Origin of the sequence: Streptomyces sp. NPDC051822, assembly GCF_044452745.1 — a bacterium.
Lineage (GTDB): Bacteria > Actinomycetota > Actinomycetes > Streptomycetales > Streptomycetaceae > Streptomyces.
Genome location: NZ_JBITBZ010000004.1, coordinates 1 through 22499, shown reverse-complemented (window position 1 = coordinate 22499; position 22499 = coordinate 1). Strand labels below are relative to the sequence as shown.

The 22499-nt window shown below is 72.7% G+C and carries 21 protein-coding genes; 11 read left to right on the top strand and 10 right to left on the bottom strand.

Annotation, left to right across the window (positions count from 1 at the left end; all coding sequences use genetic code 11):
* Window positions 1–143: 143 nt before the first annotated feature.
* Window positions 144–1034: a GntR family transcriptional regulator gene (locus ACIA8N_RS15115; RefSeq protein WP_365780698.1), complete on the top strand. Its 891-nt coding sequence runs from the start codon at window positions 144–146 to the stop codon at window positions 1032–1034.
* A 126-nt stretch (window positions 1035–1160) separates the two neighbouring features.
* The gene (locus ACIA8N_RS15110) at window positions 1161–2831 is read left to right on the top strand and encodes a hypothetical protein (RefSeq protein WP_365780699.1); all 1671 of its coding nucleotides are present in this window, start codon (window positions 1161–1163) and stop codon (window positions 2829–2831) included.
* Between the two features lie 47 nt (window positions 2832–2878).
* Here ACIA8N_RS15110 and ACIA8N_RS15105 read toward each other — a convergent pair whose 3' ends face one another.
* Together ACIA8N_RS15105 and ACIA8N_RS15100 are read right to left on the bottom strand one after the other, a co-directional pair.
* On the bottom strand, window positions 2879–3667 hold the full coding sequence (locus ACIA8N_RS15105; RefSeq protein WP_365780700.1) for a hypothetical protein: 789 nt from the start codon (window positions 3665–3667) through the stop codon (window positions 2879–2881).
* A gap of 345 nt (window positions 3668–4012) precedes the next feature.
* Window positions 4013–5710, bottom strand: a complete 1698-nt coding sequence (locus ACIA8N_RS15100) for a PucR family transcriptional regulator ligand-binding domain-containing protein (protein ID WP_365780701.1) — start codon at window positions 5708–5710, stop codon at window positions 4013–4015.
* Window positions 5711–6013: 303 nt separating this feature from the next.
* Between ACIA8N_RS15100 and ACIA8N_RS15095 the strand changes: the two genes are divergently transcribed.
* The 5 genes from ACIA8N_RS15095 to ACIA8N_RS15075 all read left to right on the top strand — a co-directional run bounded on the left by ACIA8N_RS15095 (window position 6014) and on the right by ACIA8N_RS15075 (window position 12843).
* Window positions 6014–6904, top strand: coding sequence for a xanthine dehydrogenase family protein subunit M (locus ACIA8N_RS15095; protein WP_365780702.1), 891 nt, complete (start codon window positions 6014–6016; stop codon window positions 6902–6904).
* 2 nt (window positions 6905–6906) lie between these two features.
* The gene (locus ACIA8N_RS15090; protein ID WP_365780703.1) at window positions 6907–7515 is read left to right on the top strand and encodes a (2Fe-2S)-binding protein; all 609 of its coding nucleotides are present in this window, start codon (window positions 6907–6909) and stop codon (window positions 7513–7515) included.
* 2 nt (window positions 7516–7517) lie between these two features.
* Window positions 7518–9917, top strand: a complete 2400-nt coding sequence (locus tag ACIA8N_RS15085) for a molybdopterin cofactor-binding domain-containing protein (protein WP_365780704.1) — start codon at window positions 7518–7520, stop codon at window positions 9915–9917.
* Between the two features lie 268 nt (window positions 9918–10185).
* The gene (locus ACIA8N_RS15080; protein ID WP_030549564.1) at window positions 10186–11661 is read left to right on the top strand and encodes an NCS2 family permease; all 1476 of its coding nucleotides are present in this window, start codon (window positions 10186–10188) and stop codon (window positions 11659–11661) included.
* 45 nt (window positions 11662–11706) lie between these two features.
* Window positions 11707–12843 carry an XdhC/CoxI family protein gene (locus ACIA8N_RS15075; protein ID WP_365780705.1) on the top strand — a complete coding sequence of 379 codons (1137 nt, stop codon included), beginning with the start codon at window positions 11707–11709 and terminating at the stop codon, window positions 12841–12843.
* A 55-nt stretch (window positions 12844–12898) separates the two neighbouring features.
* Here the strand turns inward: ACIA8N_RS15075 and ACIA8N_RS15070 are convergent, their stop codons facing one another.
* The 4 genes from ACIA8N_RS15070 to ACIA8N_RS15055 form a co-directional block, all read right to left on the bottom strand.
* Complete coding sequence (locus ACIA8N_RS15070) at window positions 12899–14209, bottom strand: ROK family transcriptional regulator (RefSeq protein ID WP_365780706.1); 1311 nt, start codon at window positions 14207–14209, stop codon at window positions 12899–12901.
* 114 nt (window positions 14210–14323) lie between these two features.
* Window positions 14324–14566 (bottom strand): hypothetical protein, encoded by a 243-nt coding sequence (locus ACIA8N_RS15065; protein ID WP_365780707.1) that lies wholly within the window; start codon window positions 14564–14566, stop codon window positions 14324–14326.
* The gene (locus ACIA8N_RS15060) at window positions 14563–15207 is read right to left on the bottom strand and encodes a TNT domain-containing protein (RefSeq protein ID WP_365780721.1); all 645 of its coding nucleotides are present in this window, start codon (window positions 15205–15207) and stop codon (window positions 14563–14565) included. Before ACIA8N_RS15060 ends, ACIA8N_RS15065 begins: the two co-directional genes overlap by 4 nt.
* Before the next feature lie 178 nt (window positions 15208–15385).
* On the bottom strand, window positions 15386–15991 hold the full coding sequence (locus tag ACIA8N_RS15055) for a TetR/AcrR family transcriptional regulator (RefSeq protein WP_365780708.1): 606 nt from the start codon (window positions 15989–15991) through the stop codon (window positions 15386–15388).
* Window positions 15992–16103: 112 nt separating this feature from the next.
* Here ACIA8N_RS15055 and ACIA8N_RS15050 point away from each other — a divergent pair, with 112 nt between their 5' ends.
* Window positions 16104–17258: an acyl-CoA dehydrogenase family protein gene (locus tag ACIA8N_RS15050; RefSeq protein ID WP_365780709.1), complete on the top strand. Its 1155-nt coding sequence runs from the start codon at window positions 16104–16106 to the stop codon at window positions 17256–17258.
* Window positions 17259–17399: 141 nt separating this feature from the next.
* Here the strand turns inward: ACIA8N_RS15050 and ACIA8N_RS15045 are convergent, their stop codons facing one another.
* Window positions 17400–17966: a heme-binding protein gene (locus ACIA8N_RS15045; RefSeq protein WP_399416584.1), complete on the bottom strand. Its 567-nt coding sequence runs from the start codon at window positions 17964–17966 to the stop codon at window positions 17400–17402.
* A 327-nt stretch (window positions 17967–18293) separates the two neighbouring features.
* Here ACIA8N_RS15045 and ACIA8N_RS15040 point away from each other — a divergent pair, with 327 nt between their 5' ends.
* The 3 genes from ACIA8N_RS15040 (at window position 18294) to ACIA8N_RS15030 (ending at window position 20372) form a co-directional block, all read left to right on the top strand.
* Window positions 18294–19055, top strand: a complete 762-nt coding sequence (locus tag ACIA8N_RS15040) for an SDR family NAD(P)-dependent oxidoreductase (protein ID WP_365787921.1) — start codon at window positions 18294–18296, stop codon at window positions 19053–19055.
* A gap of 88 nt (window positions 19056–19143) precedes the next feature.
* On the top strand, window positions 19144–19851 hold the full coding sequence (locus ACIA8N_RS15035) for a TetR family transcriptional regulator (RefSeq protein ID WP_365787919.1): 708 nt from the start codon (window positions 19144–19146) through the stop codon (window positions 19849–19851).
* A 131-nt stretch (window positions 19852–19982) separates the two neighbouring features.
* Window positions 19983–20372: a zinc ribbon domain-containing protein gene (locus ACIA8N_RS15030; RefSeq protein ID WP_030557100.1), complete on the top strand. Its 390-nt coding sequence runs from the start codon at window positions 19983–19985 to the stop codon at window positions 20370–20372.
* Between the two features lie 74 nt (window positions 20373–20446).
* Here ACIA8N_RS15030 and ACIA8N_RS15025 read toward each other — a convergent pair whose 3' ends face one another.
* The 3 genes from ACIA8N_RS15025 to ACIA8N_RS15015 all read right to left on the bottom strand — a co-directional run.
* Window positions 20447–21403, bottom strand: a complete 957-nt coding sequence (locus tag ACIA8N_RS15025; RefSeq protein WP_365787916.1) for an electron transfer flavoprotein subunit alpha/FixB family protein — start codon at window positions 21401–21403, stop codon at window positions 20447–20449.
* Between the two features lie 38 nt (window positions 21404–21441).
* Complete coding sequence (locus ACIA8N_RS15020) at window positions 21442–22227, bottom strand: electron transfer flavoprotein subunit beta/FixA family protein (RefSeq protein WP_365787914.1); 786 nt, start codon at window positions 22225–22227, stop codon at window positions 21442–21444.
* 47 nt (window positions 22228–22274) lie between these two features.
* The coding region (locus ACIA8N_RS15015) for an acyl-CoA dehydrogenase family protein (RefSeq protein ID WP_365787090.1) at window positions 22275–22499 on the bottom strand (225 nt) is incomplete at its 5' end.

The window sequence follows — 22499 nt, the reverse complement described above, 5'->3', positions numbered from 1 at the left end:
GAGGTCGCCTCTCACCACCGGTCCACCGCTCTCACCAGCGAGGTATGTTCCACGCGTCCGTGATGTCGGTCCCGTCGCCTATGGTGCACAGAGGACCCGGGCGACGCGAGCCGGGCCCGGCACGAGGCCGCAGGAGGACCCGGGTGGAGCAGGGCGCAGCGCGCGAGCGGGCGACGGAGAGGCCGTCCCCGCCCTTCGGCGACGCCGCACGCGTGCCGGAACAGGCCCGCGGCGCGGACCGGTCCCACGAGGCGGAATCGACTCACGGCGCGGAAGCGGTTCGCGGTGCCGGACGGCCTCGTGGCGCCGGGCGGCCTCCGGGTGGCGCGGCGCGGCGCGCCGAGTACGCCCGGGGTGAGCACCCCCACGACGAACCGGCGCCCTCCCCGCCCGGCGGCGCCCCCGCCCCCCGTGTCGTGCGCCACTCCGTCCGCGGTCAGATCCTCGACGCCCTCCGTACCGCCCTCGTCGGCGGCGAGCTCGTCCCCGGCGAGGTCTACTCCGCCCCCGCCCTGGGCGAGCGTTTCGGCGTCTCGGCCACCCCCGTCCGCGAGGCCATGCAGCGCCTGGCCGTCGAAGGCGCGGTCGAGGTCGTGCCGAACCGCGGGTTCCGCGTCATCGAGCGCACCCCGCGTGAACTCGCGGAGCTCGCCGAGGTCCGCGCGCTCATCGAGGTCCCCGTGATGCTGCGGCTCGCCCGCACGGTCCCGGCCGCCCGCTGGGCCGCGCTCCGGCCGCTCGCCGAGGCGACGTCGGCCGCCGCCGCCCGGGGCGACCGCGCCCATTACGCGGAGGCGGACCGGGCCTTCCACCGGGCCGTCCTCTCCCTCGCGGGGAACGAGCAGCTGCTCGCCGTCGCCGACGACCTCCACCGCCGCTCCCAGTGGCCCCTGATCAGCGCCCCCACCCTCCGGCACGGCGTACTCGTCGCCGACGCCGCCGAGCACACGGCCCTCCTGGACGCCCTGATCGTCCAGGACCTGACGGTCGTGCAGACCCTGGTACGGGAGCACTTCACCGGATCGGACTGCTAGGGGGTGTCTTGCCGAACAGGCCGGGTTCCCCGATCCGGGCTGATCGACAACACAACCGCCGGGCGCCCCGGACCACTAAGGTCGTTGACGTCAGCCGCCCGCACCGCGTCGCCCGTGAGGTGTCCCATGCCGTCCGCGACCCCGTCCCCGGCATGGGACGGACGCCGACCCGTCACCGGCACGGAAGCCGAGGCCGCGGCCCTGGTCGGCTGGCTCACCGATCCCGAGGCGCCCCGGCTCTGCCTCGTGACCGGTGCCCCCGGCAGCGGCAAGACGGCGCTGCTCGGCTGGCTCGCGACCTACGGCCCGCGCGCCGGACGGCCCCGCCGCCGCGCCGCCCGGGCCCTCGTGCCGCTCGCGGGCCAGAGCGCACTCGGCGTGACCTGGACGATCGCCGACCGACTCGGCGTCGTGGCCAGGTCGCCGGGGGACCTCGTGCACGCCCTCGCCACCAGCGAGGCCCGGCCCGCCGGACGCACCGTCCTCCTCCTGACCGATCTGCACGCCGCCGCCGAACCCGCCGCGCTCGCCGAGCTGATCGCCGAACTCGCCGGCGTGGGGAGGATCCGTCTCGCCGTCGAGGCCCGCAGCGGCACCCCGGCCCTCGCCGCGCTGCGCGCCGACCGCCGGGTGACCGTCGTGGACCTCGACGGCGAGACGGAACCCGCCGACGGGAACCGGTCGGAACCGCCCCGGCCGCAGCCCGACCTCTCCGACCCGGTGGCCGTCTGCGTCGCCGACCCGCTCCTCGTCACCACGGCGTACGTCACCGGATCCGCCGCCGCCGGTCTGCCCGGCACGCTCGACGGTCCCGAACCGTCCGCCCTCCCCGGCGAGAACGCCGCGGGGGACCACGGCGGACTGCGCGCCGCCTGGATGCGGGCCGGACAGTCGCTCTGTCGCGAACAGGCACCGGGAGAAAGGGCGTTGGTCCTGCTCTCCGCGCTCGGTGACGGTGCCGACCCCCGACTGCGGCCCACGCTCGCCGAGTTGGCGGCGGGCGCGCCCTGGCGGCTCCGCTGGGCCCGTCACCGCGGCGACCTGACCCCGCCCTGGCCGGGCCCGGTCACCGTACTCGGCGCGGCCGGCGGCCCCCTGGAGGGGACCCTCCTCGTCGGCGACCGCACCGGAACCGTACGCCTGCTGCACGAGGCCGACGCGAGCCCCGCCGGACGCCTCGCCCACACCGTGCCGGGCCGGATCACCGCGCTCGCGCCCGCGCCCGACGGCACGGTGCTCCTCCTGGACGACCGGGGCCGGCTGCACACCGTACGGGGGGCGGCGCCCCGTGCCCCGTACCTGGAGCGCCTCACGGAGGCCGTCTCGGCGACGCTGGCCCGTCATCCGGGCACGGCGCTCGCGGCGATCGCGGGTTCGGTGGTGGTGGGGGACCGGCTCGGCTCCGTGCACGCCTTCGGCCTGCGGGGGCTGCACCAGGCGGCCTCGCACAGCGGCCGGGTCACGGCGGTCTCGGCGGTCGAGTCCGAGACCCCCTTCGTCTGCTCCGGCGGCGTCGACGGGACGGTACGGCTCTGGACCCCGGGCCGCGACCCGCGCCCCGAACCCCTCGCCGAACGCCCCTCGCCGGTGGTCTCCCTGCACGCGACGGACACCCCGCACGGTCCGCTGGTCGCCGTGGCCTGGGCCGACGGACTCGTCGGACTCCACCACCCGGAGGGAGGCCGGACGCTGTCGTTCCGTCCCGGCCCCCCGGTCCGCGCGGTCGCCGTCACCGGCGCCGGTTCCCTCCTCGTCGGCACCGACGAGAGCCTGGTGTGCCTGGCGCCCAGAAGTTGACCCCGCGTTCCTGAGGGGCCGTCACCGGTCCCTCAGGACGCAGGGGTTCAGGCCGCCGTCTGCGGTGTCAGCTGGCTCGCGAGCCAGGTCGGCACGCCGCCGAGGAGGCGGAAGAGACGGCGGGCCTCCGCGCGGAGACGGCCCGCCTCCGGCTCCGTCTCCGTGGTGGCGAGGGCGGTGAGCGCCGGGGCCGTACCGACCAGGTACCCCAGCTCCTCCCTGATGCGGAGCGACTCCGCGAAACCGTGCCGCGCCTCCGCCAACTCCCCCTCCCGCAGCGCCAGTCCTGCGAGGTGCCGCCAGGTGGAGGAGAGCAGCAGCGAGTCGCCCTGCGCGGCGGCCCCCGCGTGGGCCCTGCGGTACGCGGCGAGGGCGGCCTGCGGGGAGTCGCCGAGGTTCTGGGCGATCAGCCCGCGCCGCAGGTCGAGCAGCGGCCGGCCCTCGCCGGAGGGGGAGATGAGGGCGGCGGCCCGGCCCAGGGCCATCCGCGCCTCGTCGGCCCGGTCACGTACCCCGAGGAGCGTGGACGCGTAGGCGAGATAGCCGCGTTCGCAGGCGGCGGCACCCCGTTCCTCGTCGGTGCGGGCCACGGCCTCGGCCGCCCGGAGCGCCTCCTCGGCCTCGGCCCAGCCCTGTTCGGTGTAGAGGCAGCGCTCGATCAGCAGCGCGGCCCTTTCGAGTGCGGCGGCCGGTTCGGCCGCGTGCGGTGCGAGCAGTGCTGCCGCGTCCGTCCAGCATCCCCGGGAGCGGAGCCGCCATATGGCGGTCTCTACGGGACTCTCCTTGCCATAGGCGAGGGACGGATCTTCGCCGCCCCTTGATTCGGAACCAGACATGGCGGTATCCGCCACATTGCCCTCCCCGAGCGCGCCATTGAGCTGTTGAGTGAGAACCGCATCAGAGCACGAACGGGAGTACCTGGCCAAGGGGTCAGGTGAAAGATTTCACAAGAGGGCGGTGGATCGGGGTACGGGTCCCCGGTGGGCGGCCGAGAGTCCGTCAGATCGCCCTGGAGCCCGGGATCAGGCCCCGGGGCGGCCCCTCGGCCACCCGGGCCCGGGGGCCGCCACCGGCCCGGACGTCACTCGGGCGGACTCGCCCGAAGGGGTGAATCCCGAAGGTGACTTCCGGGCCCTTCTGGAGGCTCGGGCCCCCGGCAGGGGCCCTTCCCGTCCGCTCGCTCAGCTCATCCGCAGCGCGAGGAAGAAGTCGAGCTTGTCCTCCAGACGCGACAGATCGCGTCCGGTGAGCTGCTCGATCCGGCCCACCCGGTAGCGCAGCGTGTTCACGTGCAGGTGCAGCCGGGTCGCGCAGCGCGTCCAGGAGCCGTCGCAGTCCAGGAACGCCTCCAGGGTCGGGATCAGCTCCGCGCGGTGCCGGCGGTCGTAGTCGCGCAGCGGGTCGAGCAGCCGGGCCGTGAAGGCGCGGCGGACGTCGTCCGGCACGAACGGCAGCAGCAGGACGTGCGAGGCCAGCTCGTGGTGCCCGGCGGCGCAGACCCGGCCCGGGCGTGCGGCGGCGACCCGGCGGGCGTGCCTGGCCTCCTCCAGGGCCCCGCGCAGCCCCTCCGCCGAGTGCACGGCGGCGGACACGCCGAGGGTGAGCCGCCCGTCGTCAGCGAGGCCCGCGGAGAGCGGGGCCCGTACGGCGGCGAGCAGCGCGTCCGCGTGCAGGCCCAGGGCGGGGGCCGGGTTCTCGTCCTCGCTGTCCGGCAGCGGCCCGGCGGCCAGCGGAACGAGCGCGATGGCCTCGTCGCCGCTGTGCGCGACGGCGATCCGGTCGGCGGACTCGGCGCCCACGGTCGCCGGGTCGACGAGGATCTCCTCCAGGAGCGCCTGGGCGACCGGGCCGCCGTCCACGGTGGTGCTCTGACCGGTCTCCTGCTCCCACTCGACCCGGGCGACGACCACCTGCCACTGCGGGGCGGTGCCGAGGCCGGGCAGCAGGACCGGGGCGGCGACCCGCAGCCTGGCCGCGATCTCGGCGGGCGCCGCGCCCGTCTGCACCAGCTCCAGGACCTCCTGGGCCAGCCGGCGGCGCACCGTACGGGCCGCGTCGCGCCGGTCCCGCTCGACGGCGATCAGCTGGGTGACGCCCTGGAGCAGGTCGAGCCGGGCGGCCGGCCATTCCCCGGCGTCGGCCTCGACCGCGAGCAGCCAGTCGGACAGGACCGTCTCGCGCACGTCCCGGGAGGCGGGGGCGGCGCCCCGGCCCGTGTTGCGGATCGGGAAGAGCGAGTACGCCGTCCCGCCGGTGCTCAGCCGGTGCGGGCCGCGCCGGCCCGTCCGGGTGGCGGCCAGGTGCTCACCGGCCAGGGTGGCGGCGAGAGGGGCCGGGAGGGGCTCGCCCGCGCCCGCGATCTGGCGGCCGGTGGGGGAGAGGACCCAGGCGCGCAGATCCAGGTCGGAGCCGAGCAGGTCGAGGACCACCTCGGGGCCGCCGCCGGCCGGTCCCGAGGTCATGAGGCGCCTGTGCCGGTCGACGACGGCCGCCAGGTCACCGGCCCGCTCGCCGGACACCTGTCGAACAACGTGCTCGGTGATCGTCGCGAACGCAACGGACTCGTTCACCGCGAACAGCGGCAGCCGATGGCGTGAACACGCCTCTACGAGATCGTCGGGGATGTCGCCGAGCTCCGCCTCGCCCGCCGCGAGACCGGCCACCCCGGCGGAGGCCAGGATCCGGACGAAGGGCTCGGACTCGTCGGGCTCGGCCCGCCAGGCGAGGCCGGTGAGGACCAGCTCGCCGCCGGAAAGGTACCGGCTGGGGTCCTTGAGGTCCGTCGTCATCACGCCGCGGACGGTGCGGTCCAGCTCGTCCTCGCCGCCGAGCAGGCGCAGCCCGAGCGCGTCGTTCTCCAGCAGTGCGCGCAGCCGCATCGTGTCGCCGCCGTTCCTTCGTCTGGGAGTGGGGTGTGTCGCGTTGTCGACGGTGGGGTGGTGCCACCGTTTCCAGGGGAAAACAGCGAGGTTTCTGTTCCCCGCCGTTCGTTCGAATCTACAAGACGACAACGGGACCCGGCCAACTCCTTCATGTTTTCGGTGACTGCACCCGGGCGATCGTGGCCTTGTGTACTAGGCCACACACCGCGTGAACAGCACATGAACACGATGTCGAGGGCCGGCCGTCCCCCCGGGCCCACAGTTCGACCCCCGATCCAGAATTACTAGAAGAGAGCCACCATGGACTTCCTTCGCCCCGCCAGCTGGGAGGAGGCGCTCGCCGCCAAGGCCGAGCACCCCACGGCCGTGCCCATCGCAGGTGGTACCGACGTCATGGTCGAGATCAACTTCGATCACCGGCGCCCCGAGTACCTCCTCGACCTGAACCGTATCGAGCTGCTGCGCGAGTGGGAGGTCGGCGAGGAGAACGTCCGCCTCGGCGCCTCCGTCCCGTACACCGAGATCATGGAGAGCCTGCGGGCCGAGCTCCCCGGTCTCGCGCTCGCCTCGCACACGGTCGCCTCCCCGCAGATCCGCAACCGCGGCGGCGTCGGTGGCAACCTCGGCACCGCCTCGCCCGCCGGCGACGCCCACCCGGCCCTGCTCGCCGCGGGCGCCGAGGTCGAGGTCGAGTCGGTGCGCGGCAGCCGCTTCATCCCGATCGACGAGTTCTACACCGGCGTGAAGCGCAACGCGCTCCAGCCCGACGAACTCATCAAGACCGTCCACATCAAGAAGGCGGACGGCCCCCAGCAGTACTCCAAGGTCGGCACCCGCAACGCGATGGTCATCGCCGTCTGCGCCTTCGGCCTGGCGCTCCACCCGGAGACCCGGACCGTCCGCACCGGCATCGGCTCCGCCGCGCCGACCCCCATCCGCGCCAAGGAGGCCGAGGCCTTCCTGAACGCGGCTCTGGAGGAGGGCGGATTCTGGGACAACGGCAAGATCATCACCCCTTCGATCGCTAAGCAGTTCGCCGACCTCTGCTCCGGCGCCGCCAACCCGATCGACGACGTCCGGGGCACCGCGAAGTACCGCCGCCACGCCGTCGGCATCATGGCCCGCCGCCAGCTCGGCTGGACCTGGGAGCAGTACCGCGGCGCAGGCCGCACGCTTGAGGGAGCTGCATAACCATGCGCGTCAATTTCACGGTCAACGGTCGTCCGCAGGAAGCCGACGACGTCTGGGAGGGCGAGTCCCTCCTCTACGTTCTGCGTGAGCGCCTGGGTCTGCCCGGCTCCAAGAACGCCTGCGAGCAGGGCGAGTGCGGTTCCTGCACGGTCCGCCTCGACGGGGTGCCCGTCTGTTCCTGCCTCGTCGCCGCCGGCCAGGTCGAGGGCCGCGAGGTCGTCACGGTCGAGGGCCTCGCCGAGTACGCGAATGAGCGCGGGCAAGCCCGTGGGGAAGGAGGTGCTTGCGCCTCCGGCGCCTGCGGCACCTCGCTCGACGCGGCCAAGAAGTGGGAGGCCAAGCCGGGTCAGGACTCGCAGACGGGCGAGGGCGTCGAACTGAGCCCCATCCAGCAGGCGTTCATCGACGCCGGCGCCGTCCAGTGCGGCTTCTGCACCCCCGGTCTGCTCGTCGCGGCCGACGAGATGCTGGAGCGCAACCCGTCCCCGACGGACGCGGACATCCGCGAGGCGCTCTCCGGCAACCTCTGCCGCTGCACGGGTTACGAGAAGATCCTCGACGCGGTCCGCCTCGCGGCCGCTCGCCAGGAGCGTCAGGAAGAGGCGGTCTGACGATGGCTCAGCACACACGCACGGTCCCGGCGGGAACCCCCACCGAGGTCACCCAGAACCACGTCAAGGGCGGGGTCGGCGAGTCCACCCTCCGCCCGGACGGCACCCTCAAGGTCACCGGCGAGTTCGCGTACTCCTCGGACATGTGGCACGAGGACATGCTGTGGGGCCAGATCCTGCGCTCCACGGTCGCGCACGCCGAGATCCTGTCCATCGACACCTCCGAGGCCCTCACGATGGACGGCGTCTACGCCGTCCTGACCCACGAGGACCTGCCCGCCGCGAAGAACTACGGCATGGAGTTCCAGGACACCCCGGTCCTCGCGTACGGCAAGGTCCGTCACCACGGTGAGCCGGTCGCCCTCGTGGCCGCCGACCACCCGGAGACCGCCCGCCGCGCCGCCGCGAAGATCAGGATCGAGTACCGGGAACTGCCCCTCATCACCGATGAGGCCTCGGCCACCGCGCCCGACGCGATCCTCGTCCACGAGAACCGCGACGACCACCACTCCGGCCACGTCCCGCACCCCAACATCGTGCACCGCCAGCCGATCATCCGCGGCGACGCCGACGAGGCCGCCAAGCGGGCCGACGTCATCGTCAAGGGCGAGTACACCTTCGGCATGCAGGACCAGGCCTTCCTCGGCCCCGAGTCCGGCCTCGCCGTACCGGCGGAGGACGGCGGCGTCGACCTGTACGTGGCCACCCAGTGGCTGCACTCGGACCTCAAGCAGATCGCCCCCTGCCTCGGCCTGCCCGAGGAGAAGATCCGCATGACGATGGCGGGCGTCGGCGGCGCGTTCGGCGGTCGCGAGGACATCTCGATGCAGATCCTCGCCTCCATCCTCGCGCTGCGCACCGGCAAGCCGGTCAAGATGGTCTACAACCGCTACGAGTCCTTCTTCGGGCACGTCCACCGGCACCCCGCCAAGCTGTACTACGAGCACGGCGCCACCAAGGACGGCAAGCTCACGCACCTCAAGTGCAAGATCGTGCTCGACGGCGGCGCCTACGCGTCGTCCACGGCCTCGGTCGTCGGCAACGCCGCCTCCCTCTCCGTCGGTCCCTACGTCGTCGACGACGTGGAGATCGAGGCGATCGGCCTCTACAGCAACAACCCGCCCTGCGGCGCCATGCGCGGCTTCGGCGCGGTCCAGGCCTGCTTCGCCTACGAGGCGCAGATGGACAAGGTGGCGGCGAAGCTGGGCATGGACCCGGTGGAGTTCCGCCAGCTCAACGCCATGGAGCAGGGCACCATCATGCCGACCGGGCAGCCGGTCGACTCGCCCGCCCCGGTCGCCGAGCTGCTCCGCCTGGTCAAGGCACGCCCGATGCCGCCGGAGCGCCAGTGGGAGACCGCCGGCGAGAGCGCGGACGTCCGCGCGCTGCCGGGCGGCCTGTCCAACACCTCCCACGGCGAAGGTGTCGTGCGGGGCGTCGGCTACGCCGTCGGCATCAAGAACGTCGGCTTCTCCGAGGGCTTCGACGACTACTCGACCGCCAGGATCCGCATGGAGGTCATCAACGGCGAGCCCGTCGCCACGGTCCACACCGCCGCGGCGGAGGTCGGCCAGGGCGGTGTCACCATCCACGCGCAGATCGCCCGCACCGAGCTCGGCGTCCAGCAGGTCACCATCCAGCCCGCCGACACCCAGGTCGGCTCGGCCGGTTCGACCTCCGCGGGCCGCCAGACGTACATGACCGGCGGCGCCATCAAGAACTCCTGCGAACTCGTCCGCGAGAAGGTCCTGGAGATCGGCCGGCGCAAGTTCGGCTCGTACCACCCCGCCTGGGCCAACGCCGAACTCCTCCTGGAGGGCGGCAAGGTCGTCACCGACGGCGGCGAGGCCCTCGCCACCATCGCGGACGTCCTGGAGGACCAGGCCGTGGAGGTCGAGGAGGAGTGGCGGCACCGCCCCACCCAGGCCTTCGACCTCGTCACCGGCCAGGGCAACGGCCACGTCCAGTACGCCTTCGCCGCGCACCGCGCGGTGGTGGAGGTCGACACCGAACTCGGCCTGGTCAAGGTCATCGAACTGGCCTGCGCCCAGGACGTCGGCAAGGCGGTCAACCCGCTCTCCGTGATCGGCCAGATCCAGGGTGGCACCACCCAGGGCCTGGGCGTCGCGGTGATGGAGGAGATCATCGTCGACCCGAAGACCGCGAAGGTGCGCAACCCCTCCTTCACGGACTACCTGATCCCCACGATCCTCGACACGCCGACCATCCCGGTCGACTACCTCGAGCTGGCCGACCCCAACGCGCCGTACGGCGTGCGGGGCATCGGCGAGGCCCCGACCCTGTCGTCGACCCCGGCCGTCCTCGCGGCGATCCGGAACGCGACGGGCCTGGAGCTGAACAAGACGCCGGTCCGCCCCGAGGCGCTCACCGGCACCCTCTAGGAACTCTCCGGGCGGTACGTGCCTCCCCAGGAACGTCACACTTCCCCCCAGCCCGCACCGCCCGGAGTACCGCCGGCACACCCGGCACACGAGCAGTACCCGCAGTACCCAGCACCGCAGTACCCGCAGTACCGATTCACTTCGTTCGTCTCGGGCCGTCCCCCGGGTCGTGCAGCCCACGCAGCATCCCAAATCCCGCAACTTCAACCAGATCAGAGTCCTTCGAAGTCTGATGCGGGTGCCCCTTTGAACCTTGGGAGTAGGCCCCATGACCCAGTCGTCTGTGGAGCCCAAGACCGCTTCGGAGGACGCGGGCTCCGGCTCCAACGTCCCCGCCGGGCGCTCTTGGCTCGACCGGTACTTTCACATCTCGGAGAGAGGATCCACCGTCGCGACGGAGATCCGCGGCGGCGTCACCACCTTCATGGCGATGGCGTACATTCTCCTGCTCAACCCCCTGATCCTCGGCGGCAAGGATGTGGCCGGCAACGTCCTCAGCCAGCCCGCCCTGATCACCGCGACCGCGCTCGCCGCCGCGGTGACCACTCTCCTGATGGGCTTCTGGGGCAAGGTCCCCCTCGCCCTCGCGGCGGGACTCAGCGTCTCCGGCGTGCTCTCCTCGCAGGTCATCGCCGTCATGACCTGGCCTCAGGCGATGGCCATGTGCGTGGCCTACGGCGTCATCATCTGTCTCCTGGTGGTCACCGGCCTCCGCGAGATGATCATGAACGCGATCCCGCTGGCGATCAAGCACGCGATCACCATCGGCATCGGCCTCTTCATCGCGATCATCGGCTTCGTCAAGGCCGGCTTCGTGCACGAGAACCCCGCCCCGGGCGGCGGCCCCGTCTCCCTCGGCCCGGCCGGTGAGCTCATGGGCTGGCCCGTCCTGATCTTCGCCGTCACCCTGCTGCTCATCTTCGCGCTCCAGGCCCGGAACATCCCCGGCGCCATCCTGATCGGCATCGTCGCCGGCACGGTCATCGCCATGATCGTCAACGCGGTCGCCGACATTCCGGCCAAGGGCGCCGGCGCCTGGTTCTCCGGCCCGCCGGAGCTCAACGGGAGCGCCGTCTCCGCACCGGACTTCTCGCTCATCGGCGAGGTGTCCTTCAGCGGCTGGGGCGACGTCGGCTACATCACGATCACCATGATCGTCTTCACCCTGGTCCTCGCAGGCTTCTTCGACGCCATGGCCACCATCATCGGCGTCGGCTCCGAGGCCAACCTCGCCGACGACAAGGGACGCATGCCGGGCCTGTCCAAGGCCCTGTTCATCGACGGCGCCGGCGGTGTCATCGGCGGCGTGGGCGGCGGCTCCGGCCAGACCGTCTTCGTCGAGTCGGCCACCGGCGTGGGCGAGGGCGCCCGCACGGGCCTCTCCTCCGTCGTCACCGGCGCCTTCTTCGCGGCCTGCCTCTTCTTCACCCCGCTCACCGCGATCGTGCCGGCCGAGGTCGCCTCCGCCGCCCTGGTCGTCATCGGCGCGATGATGATGCAGAACGCCAAGCACGTCGACTGGAGCGACCGCTCCGTGGCGATCCCGGTGTTCCTCACCGTGGTCCTGATGCCGTTCACGTACACCATCACCACGGGTGTCGCGGCCGGTGTCATCTCCTACGCCGTCATCAAGGTGGCGCAGGGCAAGGCCCGCGAGGTGGGAGCCTTCATGTGGGGCCTCACCGCGATCTTCGTCGTGTACTTCGCGATCCACCCGCTCGAGAGCTGGCTCGGCGTCGGCTGACGCCGCCACCGCAGCCCTCCCCACACCTTCCAGAGGAGAACCGAGATGCTGGACATCGCCGAAGAGCTGAACCGGTGGGTCGAGCAGGGACGCGTCTTCGCCGTCGCCACCGTGGTGGCCGTCGGCGGCAGCGCGCCCCGGCAGCCGGGAGCCGCACTCGCCGTCGACAGCGAGGGCACGGCCGTCGGCTCGGTCTCCGGAGGGTGTGTGGAGGGGGCGGTGTACGACCTGTGCGTGCAGGCCCTCGAAGACGGCAGGACCGTCGTCGAGCGCTTCGGCTACAGCGACGAGGACGCCTTCGCGGTCGGTCTGACCTGCGGCGGCGTCATCGACATCCTCGTCACCCCGGTCCGCGGCGGGGTCTTCCCCGCCGCGGTCGCGGCCGCCGCCACAGGGGAGGCCGCGGCCCTGGCCAGGATCACCGCCGGCCCCGCGGAACTCATGGGCCGGGCCCTCCTGGTCCGCCCCGACGGCTCGTACGAAGGGGCGCTCGGCGGCCACCCCGAGCTGGACCGCACCGCCGCGGGCGAGGCCCGCGCGATGCTCGACGCGGGCCGCACCGGCACCGTGGAGATCGGCGAGGACGGCAGCCGCTGCGGGCAGCCGCTGACCCTCCTGGTCGAGTCCTCGGTCCCCGCCCCCCGCATGATCGTCTTCGGCGCCATCGACTTCGCCGCCGCCCTCGTCCGGGTCGGCAAGTTCCTCGGCTACCACGTCACCGTCTGCGACGCGCGGCCCGTCTTCGCGACGCCCGCCCGCTTCCCCGAGGCCGACGAGATCGTCGTCGAATGGCCCCACCGCTACCTGGAGTCGACGGAGGTCGACGGCCGTACCGTCCTCTGCGTCCTCACGCACGACGCCAAGTTCGACGTGCCCCTCCTCCAGGCCGCCCTGAAGCTTCCCGTCGCCTACGTCGGCGCGATGGGCTCCCGCCGTACCCACGAGGACCGCAACGAGCGCCTGCGCGGGGTCGGCGTCACCGAACTCGAACTCGCCAGGCTCCGTTCCCCGATCGGCCTCGACCTCGGCGCCCGTACGCCCGAGGAGACCGCCCTGTCGATCGGCGCGGAGATCGTCGCCAACCGCCGCGGCGGCAGCGGAGCCTCCCTCACCGGCGCCCACACCCCGATCCACCACGACGGACCCCGCGAACCGGACGGCCGCATAGGCTCCGTGGCGTAGCGAGACCAGGGCGTAGCGAGACCAGGGCGTAGAGAAGCGGCAGGCCGAAGCGAGCTCAGTGCGCCGTCCTGTCCCGTAGCGTCGACGCCCAGGCCGGCTGCTCCCCGGGGGGCTCGGTCTCCGCGCGGCGGCCGCCGCGGGCGAAGAAGTCCGCGAGGGGCAGGATCGCCGCGCCGACCGTGACCGCGTCGGGGCCGAGCGTGCCCATGTCGATGCCGACCCGTGCCGCCGGGTACGCGAGCGCGTACTCCTTCGCGTGGCCCTTCACCGTCTCCAGGAACCGCGCGCCGAGCTGCAGGCCCGCCCAGCCGCCGACGAGGATGCGCTCGGGCTGGAAGAGGTTGATCAGGTCGGCGAAGCCGGCCCCCAGGTACTCGGCCGTCTCCTCCAGGACGGCCAGTGCCGTCGCGTCGGGGTCCGTTCCCGGGGCCGCCGGGTACGCGGCGGCCAGCATCGCCGTCAGGGCCGTCTCCTCGTCCGCGCCCGCCGGGGGACGCCCGCCCGCCTCCCGCCACCGTTCGAGGAGCGCCTCCGCGCCCGCGTACGCCTCCAGGCAGCCCTGGGCTCCGCAGCGGCAGCGGCGGCCCCGGACCCGTACCGTCAGATGCCCCCACTCGATCGCCCGGCCGGGACCCAGCGGGTCCGTGACCACACAGGCGCCGACGCCGGAGCCGAAGAGCACGATCACGGCGCTGCGCGCGCCCCGGCCGGAGCCGAACCACATCTCGGCCTGCCCGAGGGTCTTGGCGCCGTTGTCGATCCGGAACGGCACGGCGGCCGGCAGCTCCACGCTCTCGCGCAGCAGCCGTTCGAGGGGGACGCCGTCCCAGCCGATGGTCTGGCCGTGGACGACCGCGCCGTCCTCGGCGGTGCGGGCCACGATGCCGGGCACGCCGACGCCGACGCCGAGGAGCCGCTCGGCGGACACGCCGGCGGTCCGCAGCACCTCCGCGATGCCCTCCCGTACGTGGCCGACGACGACGCCGACCTCGTACCGGTCGTGCGCATGGGGGCTGTCGACCGCCAAAGGGCGCTCCGTGCGGGCGAGTTCGGTGAGGGTGAGGTCGAAGAGCTCGATCCTGACCCTGGTCTCGCCGACGTCGACGCCGATCATGCAGCCGCTGCCCGGGGTGATCCGGAGCAGGGTGCGGGGGCGCCCGCCGGCCGAGTCGACGCTGCCCGCCTCCTCGACGAGGCCCTCCGCGACGAGTTCCGCGACCACGTTGCTGACGGATCCGGAGCTGAGGCCGGTGGCGGGACCGAGCGAGAAGCGGCTCAGCGGCCCGTCGAAGTAGAGGCGCTGGAGGACGGCGGTGCGGTTCTCGCGTCGCAGGTCACGCACGGTGCGGCCGTTCCGCATGCTCACTGGGCCCCCAGGTGAAGTAGTCCTGACCGCAACATACCGCTGTCCTGACTCTTGGCCGCCCTTCTCTCGGGGCTTAACCCACACCCTGAATTGCGTCGCCGCACCTACCGAGCCCTACACGCCCAGGAGCGTCCTGAGGTGGGCGCAGGCGCCCGCCTCGGTGCCGTGCGCGGCGACCGGCTCGTACCCGCCCCGCTCGTACACCCCGGTCTCCCAGCCGGACCCGCCCGGCCGCGTCCGCAGATAGACGAAGTCGGGCGGGGTGGGCGCCGGTTCGTGGACGCCCTCGATCCAGTAGTACGCCTCGGGCACTCCGGCCTCCCGGAGTGCCCGTTCCAGCGCGCGGCGGTCCGTCACGCGGGGACGCGCACCAGGTAGCCGTTGTCGAGCAGCCACTTGACGCTGAGCCGCTGGCCCTCGCCCGGGTTCAGGAAGGCCGGGTCCAGCTTGATCTGGCGGCCGCCGCCCGGCTGCTCGAACCAGGGGGCGATGGAGCCCTCCCACACCACGAACGACCGCGTCACCTCGTACAGGTGGTAGTCGCAGGGGAAGTCCGCGTCCCGGGTGTTGAGGTTCTGCGGGGGCAGCGCGCGCTTGGCGTAGGCGTCACCGGCCGGGGCCAGGTAGGAGCCGTACTCGGAGCCGAAGCGGTCCAGGCGCTCGCCCTCCGCCAGCAGCTCGGGCGCCTTGTCGACGGTGCCGTTGACCTCGCCGAAGCCGTCGTTCGGCGGGTACTTCCAGCTGCCCGTGTCGGCGGGGCCCTCCCAGTACTTCTTGAGGAAGTCGGCGGAGGAGAGCTTTCCGGTCCGGTGGTAGCGGTTGAGCAGCGGACCGACCGGCTCCTGCCACTTCTTCGGCAGGAACTTCGGGCCGAGCCGCTTGTCGCCCTCGAACTCCCCGGTGCAGGGAGCCGGGGGAGCGGAGACGGGCTTCCCGGCCGGCTCGGCGGGGGCGGCCTGCGCCGCGGGGGCCGCGGCGAGGGCGGCGGTGACGCCCATGGCGGCGAGGACGGCACGGATCCTGAGGGTGGTACTGCTGCGCTCCACGCGGAGGTCTCCCTGGGTGGGGGTGGTCAGTGGCGCCGCACACAGTAGTGGATCACCTGCGCAGAGTGATCGAAGGTGGTCGGGAACCGGCCATACGGAGGCCGACGGCACCCCGCCGCCCGTCGCGGCCTCAGGCCTTGCGGAGCCCGCTCAGCAGTAGCTCGGCCAGCTGGTCGTACGCCTCCGCGTCGGCGAGGCCGGTCGCCGCGGCCACCTGGCGCCGCTGGATGCGGACCATCACCGAGGAGATGACGTCGGCCGCGAAGGTCACGTGCACCTCGCGGAAGACGCCGGCCCGCACGCCCTCCTCGATGAGCTGCTGGACCCGGCCGGCCGCCGCGCGCGTGTTGCGCTCGTACACCTCCGCCGCCGGCTCGAAGGCGGCCACGTCGTCGAAGAACTGCGGCGACACCGGCGCCAGCTCGGCCGAAACCGCCCGCAGATAGGCGGCGAGCCGCTCGGCGGGGCCGGTCGCGGCGGCGAGGACCGCCTCGACGCGGGCCGTGGCGCGCCGGAAGAAGTGCACGACCGCCGCCCTGACGAGCTGCTCCTTGCTTCCGGCCAGGCCGTACAGGGTGCGCTTCGAGCAGTGGAGGCGGGCGGCGAGGTCGTCGAGCGTGAACCGGGCGAAGCCCTCGCCGACGAGGAGGGCGACGAGTTCCTCGAAGAGGGCGGAGCGGCGCGCCGCTCCGCGGCCGGTCAGCTTCGGGGCGTCGGCGGCTGAGGTCTCGATCACGCCGCCAGTATTCCAGGCCGCCCTTCCCGGGGGTTACGGCGGCACCCTTCTGCGCTACGCTAACCGGTACTGCAGTACCCGCCCCAGTACCACTTTGAGCGCTGGAGTCGCCATGGATGTCGACCGCCTGCTTCCCACCCCCGAGGCAGCGGACCTCATCGCCCTCACCCGGGAGATCGCCGACAAGGAGCTCTCTCCCCTGGTGGACGAGTACGAGGCCGCCGAGACCTATCCCGAAGGGCTCTTCGCCACCCTCGGCGAGGCCGGGCTCCTCGGCCTGCCGTACCCCGAGGAGTACGGCGGCGGAGGCCAGCCGTACGAGGTCTACCTCCAGGTGCTCGAAGAGCTGGCCGCGCGCTGGGCCGCCGTCGCCGTCGCCACCAGCGTCCACACCCTGGCCTGCCACCCGCTGCACACCTACGGCACCGCCGAGCAGAAGGAACGCTGGCTGCCCGCGATGCTGGAGGGCCGGACCATCGGCGGCTACAGCCTCTCCGAGCCGCAGGCCGGCTCCGACGCCGCCGCCCTCAGCTGCAAGGCTGAGCGCCAGGAGGACGGCAGCGGCTACCGCGTCACCGGCACCAAGGCGTGGATCACCCACGGTGGCAAGGCCGACTTCTACGCACTGTTCGCCCGTACCGCGCCCGGCAGCCACGGCATCTCCTGCTTCCTCGCCCCGGGCGCCACCGAGGGGCTCGGCTTCGGCCTCCCCGAGCGCAAGATGGGCCTCCAGGCCGTCCCCACCACCTCCGCCTACTGGGACGGCGCCCTCCTGGAGGCCGACCGGCTCGTCGGCAGCGAGGGCCAGGGCCTCCAGATAGCGTTCAGCGCCCTCGACAGCGGCCGTCTCGGCATCGCCGCCTGCGCCACCGGCCTCGCGCAGGCCGCCCTCGACGCCGCCGTCGTGTACGCCAACGAGCGCACCACCTTCGGCCGCCGGATCGTCGACCACCAGGGCCTCGGCTTCCTCCTCGCCGACATGGCGGCCGCCGTCGACGCGGCCCGGGCCACCTACCTGGACGCGGCCCGCCGCCGCGACCTCGGCCGCCCCTTCAGCCGCCAGGCCAGCGCGGCCAAGCTCATCGCCACCGACACGGCCATGAAGGTCACCACGGACGCCGTCCAGGTCCTCGGCGGCTACGGCTACACCCGCGACTTCCCGGTCGAGCGCTACATGCGCGAGGCCAAGATCACCCAGATCTTCGAGGGCACCAACCAGATCCAGCGGCTGGTCATCAGCCGGGGTCTCGCGCAGGCGCGGGTTTAGGGCCTGTCCGGCGGATCATGGCCGGGTCCGCGGCGTCTGGCGCGGCACCTCGCCGCGTTGTGCGTTCGGGTCCGCGCCCGCCGCGAGGAGCAACCGCGCGGCCGGGACGTGGTCGACCAGCGTACGGGCGCGTGCGCCGGACTACTTGCCGAGGGCGGCGACTCCGGCCTGGGCGAACTTCTCGTCGAGGTCGCCGGAGGGGGCGCCGGCGACGCCGATGGCGGCGATGGGGGCACCCTTGGCGGCGACGGGGGCGCCGCCGGCGAGGAAGAGGGTGCCGGGGATGTCCTTGAGGGTGGGCGCGTTGGTGAGGCGCTTGACCAGCTCGGAGGTGGGGGCGTTCCAGGAGACGGCGGTGAAGGCCTTCTTCACGGCGGACTCGTAGGACTGCGGGCCGGCGCCGTCGCCGCGGAGGGTGACGAGGGTGTTGCCGTTGCGGTCGACGACGGCGACGGAGACGCGCTGGTTCTCCTTCTCGGCGGCGTCCAGAGTGGCCTGCGCGGCCCTCGTGGCGGCCTCGATCGTCAGGTGCGTCGACCCCGTGGTGTTCTTGTTCCCGACGTCCGCCTTGGCGACGGCGGCGGCCGGGGCGGCGGCCGTGCTCTCGCCGGTGGCGCTGGCCGAATAGGCCCCGAAGCCGCCGAGCGCGAGCGCCGCGACGATCGCGCCACCGGTCACGGCACGGGTGCGCGAGGAGGTCTTCTTCACGTGCTTCATGGGGTCTGCTCCAGGGAACTCGGGGAACCGCGGGGGCCGTCGGGGATCCGTGGCCCGCTTCCCCTCCATCCTGGGGTCGTCCACCCCTGCCGCCCGTCGTCGTCCCGGCTGCACCCGCGGCCCGCAACGGAGGACCCCGGGGTCCTCCGATCGGTTGACCTCTCAGGACGCTGGGTGCGGTCTGCGGTTCCATGGTGGACGGCTCTATGGTGGGCGGCGCAGACCGCGCGGACCGCGCGGTCCTCCGCGGGCCAGCGCCCGGTCCGGCGGCCATCCCGGCGGCAGGGTCGCACCCGCACGACACGAACGAGGAGTTCCATGGACATCGCCGGCTCCGCCGCTCTCGTCACCGGTGCCGCCTCCGGTCTCGGCGCCGCCACCGCGGCGGCCCTCGCCGCCCGGGGCGCCACCGTCTACGGCCTCGACCTGGACAAGGCCGTGGCCGCCGCGGGAGCGCTGCCCGAGGGCGTCCGGCTGCTCGCCGCCGACGTCACCGACGAGGACCAGGTCCGCGAGGCCCTCGCGGCGATCGACGCCGACGGCGCCGAACTCCGGCTCGCGGTCAACTGCGCCGGGATCGCGCCCTCCGCGCGCATCCTGGGCCGCAAGGGACCGCACGACCTGGACCTGTTCCGCACCGTGCTCGACGTCAACCTGCTCGGGACGTTCAACGTGATGCGGCTCGCCGCCGAGGCCATCGCCCGGCACGAGCCCGACGAGCACGGGCAGCGCGGTCTCGTCGTCAACACCGCCTCGATCGCGGCCTTCGAGGGGCAGGTCGGCCAGATCGCCTATGCCGCCTCCAAGGCCGGTGTCGCGGGCATGACCGTCACCGCCGCCCGCGACCTGGCCCAGTTCGGCATCCGGGTCGTCACCATCGCCCCCGGCATCGTCGACACCCCGATGATGGCCGGGTTCGGGGAGGAGGTCAGGGCCGGGCTCGCCGCGAGCGTGACCTTCCCGCAGCGCCTGGCCCGCCCGGAGGAGTACGCCCGGCTCGTGACGATGGTCGCCGAGCACGACTACCTCAACGGCGAGACCATCCGCATGGACGGCGCGCTCCGGATGGCGCCGCGCTGAACCTCCGTACCCTCGTGACAGCACTGGGTGCCGGATTGATCCGGCACCCAGTGCCGCGCAAAGGTCTTTCGGGTGTTAGGTTCGGGCCATGGGAACAGCGTCGACGAACTCCACGAAGCCCCCGATGCGGGACTCCCTCATCGCTGCGGCCTTCCAGCTCTTCCTGGAGCGGGGCTACGAGCAGACCACGGTCGACGACATCGTGACCCTCGCGGGCGTCGGCCGCAGGTCCTTCTTCCGGTACTTCCCGTCGAAGGAGGACGTGGTCTTCCCCGACCACGAGCAGTGCCTCGCCGACATGACCCGCTTCCTCGCCGCGAGCGCCGACTCCGACGACCCCATGGTCCGGGTCTGCGGCGCCGCCCGGCTCGTCATGCGGATGTACGCCGAGAACCCCACCTTCTCCGTCCAGCGCTACCGGCTCACCCGCGAGGTGACCGGACTGCGCACCTACGAGCTCTCGGTCGTCTGGCGGTACGAGAAGACCCTCGGCGACTATCTGCGTACCCGCTGGGCCGACCGCAAGGACGGCACCCTGCGCGCCAACGTGGCCGCCGCCGCCGTGGTCGCCGCCCACAACCACGCCCTGCGGCACTGGCTGCGCTCGGGCGGGGAGGGCGACCCGCTGGCGGAGGTCGACCGGGCCCTGGAGTTCGTCCGCGCCACCTGGAGTCCCGACGCCGTGGTGGACGCGCCGGCCGAGGAGACCGAGGACGTCGTGGTGGTGATCACCAAGCGGTCCACCCCGATGTGGCGCGTGGTCCGCGAGGTCGAGGCGAGCCTCGGCGACGACTGAGGGACGGCGAAACGGCTGCCGGGGTTCCCGGTATCTCCAATTGAGGGAACTCAGGTCTTTATTTGATGGCACTCAGTGCCATATCTTTGCTCCATGCACGGTTGAGCCGCCGAGTGCAAGGAGAACCCATCGTGTTCCACACCGGACCGAGGAGCGGGACCGCCGTCAAGGCCGCCGAGGCATCGGCACCCGACGCCGAGCTCTACTTCCAGCGCTGCCGCTGGTGCCACACCACGACGTTCCAGCGACTGCTCTGCCCGACCTGCGGGTCGACCGACCTCAACCCCGAACTCAGCGAGGGCGAAGGCGTGATCTCCGTACGCCGCGGGGTCGCCGCGGCCGACGCCGACCTCTGGCCGGTCTACATGTCGGAGGGCTTCACCGTCCGCTGCCGCGTCGACGGGCCGCTGCACGCGGTGCGCCCCGGCGTCCGGGTCAAGGTCTCCTCGGGGGTCGGCGTGACCGGTCGCAGGCCGGTCGTCCGGCTCTGCGAGGAGGTCCCGCTCGACGGCTGGATCTGACGTCCGCAGCAACGGGAAAGGGCGGGTGAGTGGCACAGAGTGCCACTCACCCGCCCTCTTCCGTCGGACGACGGTCAGCGAGCGCCGATCTCGTCCGTCAGCTGCGGCAGCACCTCGAAGAGGTCACCGACCACGCCGTAGTCCACCAGGTCGAAGATCGGGGCCTCCGCGTCCTTGTTGACCGCGACGATCGTCTTCGACGTCTGCATGCCGGCCCGGTGCTGGATCGCACCCGAGATGCCCGCGGCGACGTACAGCTGCGGAGAGACCTGCTTGCCGGTCTGGCCGACCTGGTTGGCGTGCGGGTACCAGCCCGCGTCCACGGCGGCGCGGGAGGCGCCGACGGCCGCGCCGAGCGAGTCGGCCAGCTTCTCGACGACCGCGAAGCCCTCGGCCGCGCCGACGCCACGGCCGCCGGAGACCACGATCGCGGACTCGGTCAGCTCGGGGCGGCCGGTGGAGACGCGCGGGGTGCGCGAGACGACCTTCGCCGCGTTGCCGGTGAAGGCGACGGTGACGTTCTCGACCGTACCGGCGGCCGGGGCGGCTTCCGGGGCGGCGGAGTTCGGCTTGACGGTGATGACCGGCACGCCGTGCGAGACCCGCGACTTCACCTGGTACGAGGCGGCGAAGACGGACTGGGTGGCGACCGGGCCATCCTCGCCGGCCTCCAGCTCCACGGCGTCGGTGATCAGACCGGAGCCGAGGCGGAGCGCGACGCGGGCCGCGATCTCCTTGCCCTCGCCGGAGGAGGTCACCAGGACGGCGGCCACCTCCTTGTCCTTGGCGAGCTGGGTGAGCGCGTCGACCTTCGGCACGACCAGCTGCTCGGTGAACTCGGCGCCGTCCGCGACGTACACGGTCGCCGCGCCGTACTCGCCGGCGGTGGCGGCGATCGAGGCCGCGGCCTCGCCGGCGCCGAGCACGACGGCCGTGGGCTCGCCGATGCGGCGGGCCAGGGTCAGCAGTTCGAGGGCCGGCTTGCGGACCGCACCGTCGGCGTGGTCCACGAGAACCAGGATCTCAGCCATGATTCGTTGCTCCTGTGTGGTGTCTGGCTGACGGTTGGTCAGATGAACTTCTGGGTGGCGAGGAACGCGGCGAGCTGCTTGCCGCCGTCGCCCTCGTCGGTGACGATCGTGCCCTGCGTACGGGCCGGCCGCGCGGCCACGGCGTCGACCAGGGTCCAGGCCCCGGCGAGGCCGACCTCGTCGGCGTCGATGTCCAGGTCGTCCAGGTCCAGTTCCTCGACCGGCTTCTTCTTGGCGGCCATGATCCCCTTGAAGGAGGGGTAACGGGCTTCGCCGGACTGGTCGGTGACCGAGACGACGGCCGGCAGCGGGGCCTCCAGGAGCTCGGTGGCGGCGTCGCCGTCACGGCGGCCCTTCACGAGGCCGTCCTCGACGGACAGCTCGGAGAGCAGCGTCACCTGGGGGAGGGACAGGCGCTCGGCGAGCAGCGCGGGCAGCACGCCCATGGTGCCGTCGGTCGAGGCCATGCCGCAGACGACCAGGTCGAAGCCGGTCCTCTCCAGGGCCTTGGCGAGGATCGCGGAGGTGGCGATGACGTCGGAGCCGTGGATGTCCTCGTCGTTGACGTGGACGGCCTTGTCGGCACCCATCGACAGCGCCTTGCGCAGCGCGTCCTTGGCGTCGTCCGGGCCCACCGTGACCACGGTGACCTCGGCGTCGTCGGCCTCTTCCGAGATGCGAAGAGCCTGCTCGACGGCGTACTCGTCGAGCTCCGAGAGCAGGCCGTCGACGGCCTCGCGGTCGGTCGTCAGGTCATCGGCGAAACCGCGGTCGCCGGTCGCGTCGGGGACGTACTTCACACAGACAGCGATCTTCAGGGTCACGGCCTGTCTCCTTTCAACGGGCAGGTGTGGCAGGTGTGGCGGGGGTGTTACGGGAGGTTGCGGGCCATGACGATGCGCTGGACCTGGTTGGTGCCCTCGTAGATCTGGGTGATCTTGGCGTCGCGCATCATGCGCTCGACGGGGTAGTCGCGGGTGTAGCCGTAGCCGCCGAGGAGTTGGACGGCGTCGGTGGTGACCTCCATGGCGACGTCGGAGGCGAAGCACTTGGCCGCGGCGCCGAAGAACGTCAGAGCCTCCTTTTCACCTCCGGC